The 12,449-nt window shown below is 51.4% G+C and carries 14 protein-coding genes and 1 tRNA gene; 2 read left to right on the top strand and 13 right to left on the bottom strand.

Features of this window, described 5'->3' with window-relative positions; all coding sequences use genetic code 11:
• Positions 1-309: 309 nt before the first annotated feature.
• From QVO51_RS08660 to rpsF, 5 genes are all read right to left on the bottom strand, one after another.
• The gene (locus tag QVO51_RS08660; protein ID WP_022358076.1) at positions 310-1,539 is read right to left on the bottom strand and encodes a hypothetical protein; all 1,230 of its coding nucleotides are present in this window, start codon (positions 1,537-1,539) and stop codon (positions 310-312) included.
• A 43-nt stretch (positions 1,540-1,582) separates the two neighbouring features.
• Positions 1,583-3,610 (bottom strand): class I tRNA ligase family protein, encoded by a 2,028-nt coding sequence (locus QVO51_RS08655; RefSeq protein ID WP_022358075.1) that lies wholly within the window; start codon positions 3,608-3,610, stop codon positions 1,583-1,585.
• A 168-nt stretch (positions 3,611-3,778) separates the two neighbouring features.
• The gene (gene rpsR / locus QVO51_RS08650; protein WP_015559098.1) at positions 3,779-4,021 is read right to left on the bottom strand and encodes a 30S ribosomal protein S18; all 243 of its coding nucleotides are present in this window, start codon (positions 4,019-4,021) and stop codon (positions 3,779-3,781) included.
• 28 nt (positions 4,022-4,049) lie between these two features.
• A complete protein-coding gene (gene ssb, locus QVO51_RS08645) occupies positions 4,050-4,544 on the bottom strand; it encodes a single-stranded DNA-binding protein (RefSeq protein WP_022358074.1) in 495 nt (164 codons plus the stop codon).
• Positions 4,545-4,571: 27 nt separating this feature from the next.
• A complete protein-coding gene (rpsF, locus tag QVO51_RS08640) occupies positions 4,572-4,865 on the bottom strand; it encodes a 30S ribosomal protein S6 (protein WP_015559096.1) in 294 nt (97 codons plus the stop codon).
• 178 nt (positions 4,866-5,043) lie between these two features.
• Here rpsF and QVO51_RS08635 point away from each other — a divergent pair, with 178 nt between their 5' ends.
• Positions 5,044-6,246, top strand: coding sequence for a Fic family protein (locus QVO51_RS08635; RefSeq protein ID WP_022358073.1), 1,203 nt, complete (start codon positions 5,044-5,046; stop codon positions 6,244-6,246).
• A 128-nt stretch (positions 6,247-6,374) separates the two neighbouring features.
• Positions 6,375-6,659, top strand: a complete 285-nt coding sequence (locus QVO51_RS08630; protein WP_015559094.1) for a DUF2325 domain-containing protein — start codon at positions 6,375-6,377, stop codon at positions 6,657-6,659.
• Positions 6,660-6,755: 96 nt separating this feature from the next.
• Here QVO51_RS08630 and QVO51_RS08625 read toward each other — a convergent pair whose 3' ends face one another.
• The 8 genes from QVO51_RS08625 to QVO51_RS08590 all read right to left on the bottom strand — a co-directional run.
• Entirely contained in the window at positions 6,756-8,102 is a 1,347-nt protein-coding gene (locus tag QVO51_RS08625) for a GH25 family lysozyme (protein WP_022358072.1), read from the bottom strand.
• Between the two features lie 105 nt (positions 8,103-8,207).
• Entirely contained in the window at positions 8,208-8,987 is a 780-nt protein-coding gene (locus tag QVO51_RS08620; protein WP_022358071.1) for a YdcF family protein, read from the bottom strand.
• Entirely contained in the window at positions 8,984-9,229 is a 246-nt protein-coding gene (locus QVO51_RS08615; RefSeq protein ID WP_022358070.1) for a TIGR03905 family TSCPD domain-containing protein, read from the bottom strand. Before QVO51_RS08615 ends, QVO51_RS08620 begins: the two co-directional genes overlap by 4 nt.
• A gap of 3 nt (positions 9,230-9,232) precedes the next feature.
• On the bottom strand, positions 9,233-10,072 hold the full coding sequence (locus QVO51_RS08610) for a PHP domain-containing protein (RefSeq protein WP_022358069.1): 840 nt from the start codon (positions 10,070-10,072) through the stop codon (positions 9,233-9,235).
• A 132-nt stretch (positions 10,073-10,204) separates the two neighbouring features.
• Positions 10,205-10,885 (bottom strand): TVP38/TMEM64 family protein, encoded by a 681-nt coding sequence (locus tag QVO51_RS08605; protein ID WP_022358068.1) that lies wholly within the window; start codon positions 10,883-10,885, stop codon positions 10,205-10,207.
• Between the two features lie 99 nt (positions 10,886-10,984).
• Positions 10,985-11,776 (bottom strand): N-acetylmuramoyl-L-alanine amidase family protein, encoded by a 792-nt coding sequence (locus tag QVO51_RS08600; protein ID WP_022358067.1) that lies wholly within the window; start codon positions 11,774-11,776, stop codon positions 10,985-10,987.
• Positions 11,777-12,015: 239 nt separating this feature from the next.
• A tRNA-Gln gene (locus tag QVO51_RS08595) sits at positions 12,016-12,090 on the bottom strand.
• Positions 12,091-12,199: 109 nt separating this feature from the next.
• A partial coding sequence (locus QVO51_RS08590) for a peptidoglycan DD-metalloendopeptidase family protein (protein WP_288168037.1) occupies positions 12,200-12,449 on the bottom strand: 250 nt, incomplete at its 5' end.

Raw genomic sequence — 12,449 nt, 5'->3', positions numbered from 1 at the left:
TGTCTATTTCCGCCCGCCATTCTCGTCGTTTCAAAAGCACTCAAAAATCCTTTGGAGAGAAAGGCAGGAGAGAAAACATAAAAGTATTCGATTTGAAATTTTGAAAACCGGGAATTAGCAGGGGTTTTCGGGGGGACGAAATTCCCAGCTTCTGCCGAAATTTCGAGTCAGTCCCGTTATGACCACTTCGAGACCTCTTCACATGTGGATAAACAAAATCTTTTTTATATTGTAACACATTGTCCGGCAAAAAGCAAGTGTTTCAATACAAAAACCGCCTTCTGAGATTGTATCAGAAGGCGGTTTGCTTTAAGTATGCTTTTTTGCAGATTTCCCGTTTCTGTCCGGCTTTGCTTCCGCAGTAGAGGCAGCGGCTGGTGTGGGCGCTGCTGCGGGATACTGAAAGAACAGGCGTATGGTGATAGCCCCAAGCAGTACAAGATTTGCCAGCGCCAGATATTTCATTTCCATAATATCCACCTTGAACAGGTAATTTGCACTGCTAAGCAGGGTGACAAAATTGATGCCTACAGCGATCCACCAGTCCTTCCGGTACATGAATGCCCAGAGAATACTGAAAATGCAGCAGATGAACACATACCGTTCATGCATGGCAGGCAGGAAATAGATGCAGACCATGGCGCTCCACAGTGCAAGCAGTACCAGTTGCTTATTGTCCCGGATGCCTTGCCGGGCAATCACAAAGGCCGAGACCATGAAGATGGCAAATGCCGTCCAGATGCCCAGCTTGGAGAACAGGTCATAATCACCGGGCATGAACACAAACAGATTGGGGCAGTTCATAGTCAGCTGCTTGTAAATATCCGTCTGCGCCCGGTAAATGTTCAACGTGTCGGAGAGACCTCTGCCGGCAATGATGGCTGGCAGATCCATAATGAAGAACACCAGGGGAATCCACAGAAAGTGCATAATATTTACCTTTCTGGAGGCAAAATAGTAAATCAGCAGCACTGGCAGGAAGAAAATTGCCTGGAGCTTAAATGCCAGAGCGATTCCGTAGAAAATCATGGCTGCCGGATAGTTCTCCTTCACCAGGAAGTAGGTACACAGCAGCAGGAAGGTCACGTAGATGAAATCGCACTGCCCCCAGAACGCGGAATTCAGGAAGGTGTTGGGAACCAGCAGCAGTACGGAATATGCCAATAAGTTCTGCGGAGTCAGCAGCTTTGTGCCCTTGATTTTGGACAGCAACAGCACAGCGGCGGCACTGCCCAGAAAATCGAACAGCACGGATAAATTCTTGATCTCGTACAGGTCGTTGAAGCTAGTTCTGCCTACAATGGCAAGAAACAGCATATAGGGTACGTTGTATTCTCCGATATTCTGCCCGATGCCGGACAGACCAGGATGCTCCATCAGCTGGGCAATCCAGCTTTTCATGAAAAAACTGTAGTCAGCGGTTTCATGGGGATACAAGTGCCAGCGTAGCTGAAAGGCAATGATGGATATTGCAAGAAAGCCTAGCAGTACATCATATTTTTGCAGCAGCCCGGCAATCTTTTTTTCAATAGTGCTCATGGGAACCCTCTTTTCGTTTTGTTTTGATCGTTATACCGGGGGATTACTGCTCCGTGCCCTCGCTTTGTGCAAATTGACTGGGGTGCCGGGTGAAAAAGTCTACACGAGGCTCCAGGAATTTCAGCTTGTGATCCTGTCCGCCGCAGAAGAAAGAAATAGGCTCAAAAATATGATCCCAACTCCAGAAGGACTTATCCAGCTGTAAATACTCCAGGATTTTCTCGGTTCCCTCCGGTGCCATGGGGTGCAGAAGCACGGCTGCGGTACGGATCATATGGAATACATCAATGAGGGTCTGACGGCGAAGCTGTGCGTCTTCCTTTTTGTCCGCATCTCCAAGCTGCTTGACCATCAGCTTGCTTGCCTTGCGGATATAGGTATCCAGCACATAGGTGGCCTGGTGGAACTCAAACCGGTACATAAACCGTTCATAATCCAGAATGGCTTTTTTTGCAGCCTCCAGCACCGGTGCGGAAACCTCTCCCACCGGCATGACTCCATCGTAGTATTTCTGGGTGGTGTAGATGCAGGTACGGATGATCCGGTTGAATACGTTGGAGAGCAGGAAGCCGTCCTTCAGTACCGGGTCTGCTTCATCCGGCTTTGCGTTGGGGTTCAGGGGCTTAGGCTGGAAGCTGACGCTGCGCTGTCCAAGGCCTAGCCCAAGATAGTGCATCCGCAGCTGTTCTGCGGTGTAATAGTGCAGCAGGTCTGCTGCCATAGGAGGCTTTACCGAGCCGGAGCTGCTCGCTTTTTTGTCCAGGAAGAGAATGTGGTTGTTTGCTACCAGGATGGGCAGCTGCATCTGACCATCAGCCGGATGAGTGGTCAGGTTGTCCTTGCCCTGTAAAGCCATGAACATGCCCATTTCCGCCACGCCGTAGAAGTAGATGTTGTCAGCGCCGATGAACTGGTATACCTGCGCATCCTTGGAGCACCAGTAGTCCTTCCATTCCTCTGTGTTGTGACCGATCTGCTCCAGGTATGCCATCGTGAAGGAGATGGGCGCCCACAGAGATTCGGGCCATACCCAGATGGTCAAAGGCTCCTCACCCTCCAGTTGGGGTGCAGGTACGCCCCATTCCACGTTGCCGGTAAGCCGGAAGGGGACAAGGGTCTTGCCGGTACGGTACCGGATGCCTTGTTCTGCCAGTACCACACATGCCTGATCGCAGTCCGTCAGCTTTTTGAAGGCGATCGTAAAGGAGGGCTTTTTCGGTTCCTCAATGAATTCGTGTTCCGGCATCTGATCCTTGCAGGCTTCATATTGTTCCAGGAACTCGTTTTTGATATAGATCACCGGGGGCTTGAGAAATTCTCCGATGGTCTTGGAAACCAGGGGGCGCACATTCTTCTGGGTGCGGATCTCGGCAACATACTGGTTCAGCAGCTCGTTCTGCTCCGTCAGATTGAAGTACCAGTTGGTGACCTTTTTCATAATGGGAGTTTCGCCGGTCAGTGTGCTTTTGGGGTTAATGAGCATTTCCGGCATATACTGGTGTCCCAGATCACATTCATCTGCATAGCCCTTTTCGGAGTTGCATCCTTCCACCGGGCACTTGCCGACGACCTGTCTGCCATTGAGGAATGCGCCTGCCTTTGCGTCATAGAACTGGGAGGTGGCAATGCGGGTCAGGTGCCCGTTTTCATACAGCCGACGGATGAAACGGTCGGATACCTGGTTGTGGATCTCGGCAGTTCGGCCAAGTCCGGATGCACCGAACAGGTTCAGACTGATGTCATAGTCGTCCAGGGTCTGCTTTTGCGCCTGGTGATTTGCGGCGACAAAATCCTTGATACTGCCGGTGAAGCCTTCCTCTGCGCATTTGCGGCGGTAGCTTTCTGCGATAGGGGAGCCATAGCAGTCCGTGCCGGATACGAAGATCACGTTGTCCTCGCCGATCCGATCCCGAAGAAACCGGGCGTATACATCTGCAAATACGAATACGCCGCCAATGTGTCCAAAGTGCAGCGTTTTATTTCCATAGGGCATGCCACCGGTGATCACAGCCCGCTTGGGAAACTCCGGGCGGGTTTCCGGCTTTTTATGAAAGTTTTTTTCCTCGCTCATGTTACATCTGCCTCCAAAAGAATCATATACAATTTAGTATAACAGATTTTTCTGAAAAATGCAAGAGCGGATGTAATGTATAATCTACTTATAATCTACTTCAGATTGCAGCATAGCTGTTTTTGGAAAAAGAAAACCGCATCTTCAAAAGAAGATGCGGTTTGTGGTTTACTCGCTGACGTAGGGAAGCAGAGCAATATGTCTTGCTCTCTTGATTGCAACTGTCAGTTCACGCTGGTGGAATGCGCAGGTACCGGTTACCCGTCTGGGCAGGATCTTTGCTCTGTCGGTCATGCACTTTCTCAAACGTGCGATATCCTTGTAATCGATGGTTTCAACACGATCTACGCAGAACATGCAAACCTTCTTACGGGGTCTCTTGCCACCCCGGGAGTTTCTTTCTCTTTCCATGATAATAACCCTCCTTTTCGAGTTATGGTCAGAAGGGGACTTCGCCGTCGCTGAGGATCTCTTCAAAATCACTCAGATCGCCAAGCTGGATGGACTCCTGCGCAGGCTGAGTCTGAGCGGGGGCAGGGGCTGTCTGCTGCTGCGGCTTGCTGTATGCGGGCTGCTGATAAACCGGCTCCGCAAAATTGCCCTGCTGCTGTCCGCCGCCTTTGGATTCCCCAAAGGAAACGTTGTCAGCCTGAACCTCCATGGAATAGTGCTTAACACCATTTGCATCCGTATAGTCGTTGTTCCGCAGACTGCCTTCCACAATAATCATCTTCCCCTTGGAAAAATAACGGGAAACGAATTCAGCAGTCTGCCGCCAGGTATTGACTCTGATGAAGTCAGCCTGTCGTTCCTGATCCTTGCGGTAGGGACGATCAACGGCAACGGAAAAGCGGCATGTAGAAATACCGGATGTGGTCTGGCGCAATTCGGGATCCGCAGTCAATCTGCCCATCAGTATAACCTTGTTCAGCATTTTGAAGCACCTCCAATGTGCATATGATTACTTTACAGTAACCAGGGAACGAAGTACGCCGTCTGTGATATTGACTTTTCTTGTAAATTCAGCGGGATATGCGGGAGTAGACTCGAATGTGTAGATCACATAGTAGCCGTCCAGCTCATCGTTGATCGGGTAAGCCAGCTTGCGCTTGCCCCAGGACTCGTCAACGGATTCCAGTGTCGCATTCTCTTCAATCTGAGCTTTGAACTTTTCGATCAGTTCCTTTACTGCGTCCTCGCCCTTTGCCAGACTGAATACGACCATAGCCTCATACTTTGCGTTTACCTTTGCCATGTTGTTACACCTCCTTTTGGATTTCGCTCACCACAGAGTGTGAGCAAGGATACTATAAAATTATAGCAGAACGTCTCCGGTTTGTCAAGCTTTTTTTATAATTTTTCCTCCCGGCTTTACATTTCTTGCGTCTCATGCTATACTTACAAAGAAGAAACGAAAGGAATCCGATAACGCTATGGGGTACGAGGGGCTTTCCAAGCTATTTTATAAATCTCCCGAACAATATCAGGCAGCGTATCAGCGCCGGTTTGCAGGGGATGCAACGGTGCATTTTGCATTTGATGTGCATCAGAAGCCGGCGTTTCTGGTGATCACGCCGGAGCTGCTGAGTCTGATCGATCAAATTCATGTACTGGATAAGCAGCTCACCTGGATCAGCCGACGTTTGCCAAAGATTGCTAAGCAGCAGTACAGCACCTGGGCGGTGATCGAGGAGATCCGGCTGACCAACGAGATCGAAGGGGTGCACAGCACTCGTCGTGAGATCCAGCTTCTGGTGGAGGATCACTTGCCGGTGAAGAACGAGCAGCGGTTGGTGGGATTCGTAAAAAAGTACCGGCAGCTGATGAACCGACAATCCATTCCGCTGCGTACCTGTGAGGATCTGCGCCGATTGTATGATGAACTGTGCCTGCCGGATGTGATTGCGGATGCGGCCGATCATGCACCGGACGGGCTGCTGTTCCGGAAGGACAGCGTATCCATTTATTCTGAATCCCAAAAGGAGATCCACAAGGGGCTGTATCCGGAAAGTGCAATTCTGTCCGCCATGACCAAGGCGCTGGATATGCTGCATGATCCCCAGCTGCCTGTGCTGCTGCGGATTGCCCTGTTTCACTATTGCTTTGCCTATATTCATCCCTTTTACGATGGGAACGGCAGAATGGATCGATTTATCAGCAGCTACTATCTGGCGTGGAATTTCAACCCTCTGCTGGGTTATCATTTATCTTATACCATTAAGAAAGAATTGTCAACCTATTACAAGCTGTTCAAGCAGACCAATGATCCACGCAACTGTGGGGATCTGACCTTGTTTGCAGAGGGATTCCTGCGGATCATCCGCACCTCCTCCGAGAGCCTGAACGCATCTCTGCTGAAGCGACTGGAGAAGATGACCTTTTTCCGGAATCAGCTGCTCAAGCGCTTTCCAAATGACCGGCATTTCCGTGTGCTGCACATTCTGATGCTGAACACCCTGTTCGGCTATCGGGGGCTGACCCTGCCGGAGCTGGCGGCTGCCTGTGGCATGGATGAGCCGCTGACGGCGGTGCTGCTGCAAACCCTTGCTACCCAGACTCCCTTGGTGGTGCTGTACCGGGAAGGGGAGCATACCATGTATGAAGTAAATCTGGAGCGGTTGGCAGAGATTCCGTAACCGTTCTGCATGTGACAGTCGTCCCATAGGGCGGCTGTTTTTTTGCATAGCCTCTTGACAAGATGCATTCTGTATGGTATGATACATGTAGTAAGCATATGCTAACTGCGTGCACAGGAGGTGAAACAATGAGCGTAGTAGTGGTAGGCGGCAATGAATGCATGGTGACACGGTATAAGCAGATTTGCAGTTCCTATAACTGTAAATCCAAGGTGTTCACCCATATGACAGTGAATTTTGAGCAGAAGATCGGATCTCCGGATCTGGTGGTGGTTTTCACCAACACCTGTTCCCATAAGATGGTGGTCAGTGTGGATAACAAGGCCAGCAAGCAGGATTTCCGGGTGGCAAAAATACATAGCGCCAGTGCAAGCGCACTGAAAACCGTACTGGAGCAGTACTGCAAAGTGTGAGGCAACACCGCTCATCTCTTGTACGATGTTGTCTTATGAGATGGGCACTACTTTTATAAAGAAACAGCCTGTAGAAGCTTCTACAGGCTGTTTTGCTTATTCCAGGGGCATGTCCATGTATTGAATATCCAGGTCTACATCTCCTGCAATGCCAGGGATTCGTCCCCGGCAGCTCATCTGCCAGATGGCATAGTCTCCGGCATAGTCGGTCTGATCTGTGTAATGGGCAAGCCATACCGGGTGCTTTTTCTGCGGATACCAGAAATTGTTCAGATAGTTTTTGCTGCCGTACAGCATGGCAGAGTAGCCCTGTTCCTGCATTTCCTCTGCAAATACCTCAAACAGCTGGTTCAGGTCGTGAATGCTCATGCTGTACTTCTGAAAATTGCTGAAGCTTTCCCAGTCGAATACCACCGGAAAATCCAGCTTTGCGCCATCCAGGTTCCGGGCGATCCACTGGGCTTCCTTGCGGACAGCCTGTTCGCTGTTGGCAGTGGTGTAAAAGTATACTCCCACGTCCAGACCCGCAGCCTTTGCTGCCTGCATGTTGGCACGATAGTATTCGTCCATTTCAATGCCGCTGCGGCTGTGTCCCATCCGCATAATCACAAACTCGCAGCCGGCATCCCGGACAGCTTCAAAATCGATCGTTCCCTGCCATTTGGATACATCGATCCCAAGCCGTTTATTTGCACCTCCGTATGCATCGGCAAAGTCTGAAAAGGCAAGCCGTGGCTTATCGTCCGTATAGGTGGGCAGCTTGTCCGCCACCGTCACAGTCAGATCCCAACTGGTTTGATTCCCGGCGGAATCCGTAACAGTTGCAGTAATGGGATACTTGCCCGGCTGGGAGGTGTCCACCGTTCCCGTATAGGTCAGCCGGGGCTTTTTGTCGTAGTTATCCGCAAAACCCACGCATTTGTTCAGATCAAAGGATTTTCCGGTCTGGATCACCGTACCGTATCCGCCGTTGAGCAGCAGAGGAGGGGTGGTATCCTCGACCTGGTACCGGATGGTCTGACTGTAGGATTCCCCGTTGTAGGTAAACTCCACTGTCTGCTCCAACGTGCCGGTTCTGGAGGTGTCCAGCCAGTCGCTGCCGTTTTTCAGCCGGATATCCGGCGCCGTGATATAGTCCTTCAGCCGGACGGTTTCGTATACCTCTACTGCACCGGCAGTTTCCGGAGAAATCTGCCGTTTTGGGGGTTCCGTGGCAGCCACTGTTTCCGTGGTTTCCGCCGGATCCGTCCCAGTGGTTTCTGTTGTTGTGGCAGATGTGGTGACAGTGGTGGTGCGATTCGCAGCGGTGGTGCCGGGTTCCGTTGCTGCGGTGGTGGATGCTTCTGCTGCAGGGACAGCGTCAACGGGCTTTGCCTCCTGGGCACTGCAACCTGCCAGCAGCATGGAGAGGGCTGAAGCCAGCAGCCAGAAATGTTTTTTCATAGTATGCTCCTTTTCATTCGGATACGACCAGTATAGCATGGATCCGACAAAAAGTAAAGGCAAAGCGACAGATAGGCTTTTTATATATTGGAAGGAGGAGCGCTGTTATTCCGTTCCCAGCAGGGTATGGTGCAGGATCCCCAACCATTCCCGCACCCAGTAGGTGGGGATAAGCCAGGGTTGTGTATGGGCCGGGATGCTGCTGACAGTCCAGCCGCAGTTCTTGGCGATCATGCTTGCCCGCAGCTGGTGAAATTCGTTTGTGACCAGGGCGATTTCCTTGGGCATGCAGCCCTGTTTTACCAGCAATTCTTTGGAAAAACGCAGGTTTTCCCGGGTACTGGTGGAGCGATCCTCCTGTAAGATCCGGTCAGCTGGCACTCCCTTTTCCGTCAGGTACTGGTACATGCAGGCAGCCTCGCTGATGTCCTCGTTGCTGCCCTTGCCGCCGGATACCACCAGCAGACAGTCCGGATGCTCCGTCCAGTAGGCGTAAGCCGCATCCAATCGCTGTTGCAGCATGATACTGGGACGGGTGCCGTTTACCTTACAGCCCAGCACAATGGCTACGTCTGCATTTTGCGTGCGTTTGCCGTATGCCCCGTACAGCATGCCACCGGTCAGACCCACCGCCAGCAGCACTCCCAACAGGCACAGTCCCAGAACTGTACGGCTGGTAATCCGGAACCAGAGCTGCTCCCCGTGGGCAATATACCATTGATGCAGCGGTGTTTTGAAGCACCACAGAAGGAATCCTCCCAGGCATAGCCCCAATCCCAGCAGGTTTCCGGCGTTGATGATCCTTGCGAACATGGGCAGCAAAAACACAAGCGCCCCGCACAGAAGCAGTGCGGGGAGGATGCGTTCGATCAGAATGGATCTCATGTAAAGTTTTCTTCCAGAGCCTTTGCCAGCTGTGCGGGGCAGGATGTGCCCTTGCCGTTGCAGTCAATGCCCTGGAGCCGGTCGATGACATCTTCCACCTTCATGCCCTTTACGAGACTGCTGATGCCCTTGGTATTGCCGTTGCAGCCGCCGAGAAACTGCACGTTCTGTACGATATCGTCCTCCACCTCAATGTCGATGCGGCGGGGACAGATGCCGTGGGGCTGATAAGAAATTTTCATGGATTATGCCTCCTTCTTGTTGGCAAGCTTGATGATCCGATCCAGATTTTCCTTGCTGGTGCTGTTGCTGCCCAGATGCGTGGGCTGCGCATTGTAAAGTCCATGGAAATCGGAGCCACCGGTTACGATCAGATTATACTTCTGCGCAATCTTCCGCAGCTCTTCCCGCTGTGCCTCGTTTGCGGTGTAGTGATCCACCTCTACGCCGTCGATCTTGCCCATTTCCGCAAGCTCCACCAGCAGCTCTACGTTGCGGTACAGCATGGGGTGCGCCATGACAGCCACGCCCCGGGCGGAATGGATCAGATCCAGTACAAATTTTACATCCGGATATTCCCGCTCTACCAGGCAGGATCCATTCTCCAGATTAAACAGCTCATCGTTTAATTCACCGTAAAACTCCAGGGCATAGCCGTAGTCGATCAGTGCCCGCATGATATGCTGTTTGAAGATGCTCTTGGAGCTTGTAGCATGCCGCATAACGCTTTCCAGGGTGATGGGGAACCGCTCCATAACCTTTTCCACCATTTCCTTGCTGCATGCCTTCCGGATCTCACAGGATTTCAGGCACAGTCCTTCCAGCCGATCCGGCTTTTTTGGTGCATAGCAGAGGATATGTACCTTGCTGTTCCGGGCTTTGTCCCATGCGGAAAGCTCTACGCCCTGGATGATACGGACTCCGTAACGTTCGCCTAAGATGTTTGCTCTGGAGAAGGACGAAAGCGTGTCGTGATCGGTGATGGACAAAAAGTCGATGCCGGTGCGCTTTGCCTGCATAATGATATCCTCGATGCCGAGAGAGCCGTCGGATAATTTGGTATGACAATGCAGATCACAAATCATAGTGAAACCTCCTTTGAGTATCCGCTTTAGAGTGCTAATGTGAGAAAACACAGTAAGATATGAATATTATAGCATACAAGCAGAGAAAAAGCAAGCATTTTCGCAGAAGCGGAAACACTTGCCTTGTTCATGCTATTTTTTGCGTTCAATATGCTTGTTGATAAGCATACCGATCAGTCCGATGCCGCCGGTGATGCCGAATGCTATCAGGCTCACCAGATATTTGCCCTGCCCGAAGGAACTGCCGATATAGGCGGAGGACAGGATGGAGGGGATCCGGGCAAGCGTGGCGATCAGCAGATACCGGGTGGGATTGATCCGGGTCAGGGGCACCAGGTAGGTGAGCAGATCCTTCGGGGTTCCCGGAATAAAGAACAGAAGGAATACCGCCCATTCCAGCTTGTTTTCGTCCTGGAACAGCCGGTGATTTTTGATCTTCTCCTCCGGCACAAAGTATCCCACCAGAGGTCTGCCGAATTTCCGCACCAGCAGGAACACTATGGCAGTGCCGATGATGACACCCAGCAGACCGTACAGGGTGCCGGGGATGGTACCGAACAGCACGCCCCCCAGCAGTTCAATTGGCTCACCGGGCACAAAGGCAATGATCACATGAAACACATGCAGCAGAATGTAGATCACCGGGGCAAAGGCTCCGTAGGACTCCACCCGCTGCTTCATGACAATCCTGCCGTCATTGGTGGAAAGCTGTCGGATCCAGGGTAAGAGCAGGAGCGTGATGGCGATGGTGGTAATGATGTATGCGGCTACGATCAGCAGCCGTTTTTTTGCTTCCTTCGATAATTTACTCATAGCTTTAGGGTGCGCAGAATCCGGAGATTCATACAAGCCGGCGCCCGTTCCCTCCTTTGTATATAAGGAATCCCCACACTTGCATGCGGGGATCGTGGTTTATGTAGTGGCTTCTGTGCTTGCCGGTTCAGACTGGGCAGGCGCTGCCTCCTTATAGAGGTTCAGCTGCTTGCCGGTGTCGATGATGGCTTGTGCAATTTCCTTGGCATATTCCGTCTGCTTGGTATCAAAGTAGGTGTTATCCTCCTCGTTGGACAGAAAACCAAGCTCCGTCAGACAGCTGGGCATGTCGGTGTGCCGGTTGACATAGTAATTCTTGCCGTCCGCATCCCGATAGCCTTCCTTGGTGCCCCGGTTTTTGGAGACACCCACCCGCTCCAGCGCAGCCAAAATATTGCTTGCCAGCAGAGCATCTCCCGTTTCGGAGTTTTCGTTGATCCAGATCTCCACGCCGTTGCCTTCTGTGGCACTGTTCCGATGGAAGGAGATGAACAGATCCGAGTGCCCTTCGTTTGCCACCTTGCAGCGATTTTCCAGGGAAATAAATGTGTCGTCCGAACGGGTCATCAGAATCTCTACGTTGGGGAATTTCTGCAATTCCTTCTGGACTGCCAGAGTGATTGCCAGATTATCATCCTTTTCCAGGCGGGTTTCATCTCCGTTGTGACAGCCTACGTCATTGCCGCCGTGTCCGGCGTCCAGGGTGACGGTAAATTTTTTTACCGGCTGGGTGATTTCCGCTTGTGTTGCAGTGGTGTTCTGTGGTTCCTCGTTTCCGCTTTCATCCTGGCTGAAACAGGAATAGAGGGCGAAAATGAGTAGAAGCAGGAACAGCAGGATCAGCCCAGCAACGAGGATACGATCCCATCTGACGCGACGTCGTTTTGCCATATGTAAATTCCCCTTGTCTTTTGATTATTTCTTTTTTGGGATTCGCACTTGACTCCACATCTTATTATAACATGCCCTATATAAAAATGCAACCGTTCCAGCGGAAAGTTTTTCTGAATCTGAAAAAAATCCCATGTGGTGTATGAATGTGTAGCAGGGCATATTACCTTAGTGTCAACACGACCTTAGATTCGGGCAAAAAAGAAAGACCCACATAAATGCGTGAGCCCCGGTGTATATGGTTGGGATAGCTGGATTCGAACCAGCGAGTGACGGAGTCAAAGTCCGTTGCCTTACCGCTTGGCTATACCCCAAAATAGTGATTCTATTATAACATACTGTTTCAAAAAATGCAAGCATTTTTTCCAAACGCATGTATTACAAGAAACCGGCAGACGCATCCGCTGCACCTGCCGGCTTTGTTTATTCTGCTTTGCCTTGAATATATGCCACCGGGTCAATGAATATTCCGTCCCGGTATACCTCAAAATGCAGATGGGAGGGATCGGCGCTTTCGATTTCCGCCGTATCGCCTACAGCGCCGATTGCATCGCCTCCTTTGACCTCGTCTCCGGCGGTGACGGTGACGCCGCTGTTCAGATTACAGTAGCGGCTGACGATGCCATTGCCGTGATCGATGGTGACACATACCCCAAGCAGGCCGTCCTCCTCA

Source organism: Ruminococcus sp. CAG:379 (genome assembly GCF_000434255.1).
GTDB classification, from domain to species: domain Bacteria; phylum Bacillota; class Clostridia; order Oscillospirales; family Ruminococcaceae; genus Ruminococcus_F; species Ruminococcus_F champanellensis.
Note: the sequence above shows the minus strand (reverse complement) of the source record. Positions and strands in the feature narration are given on the sequence as shown.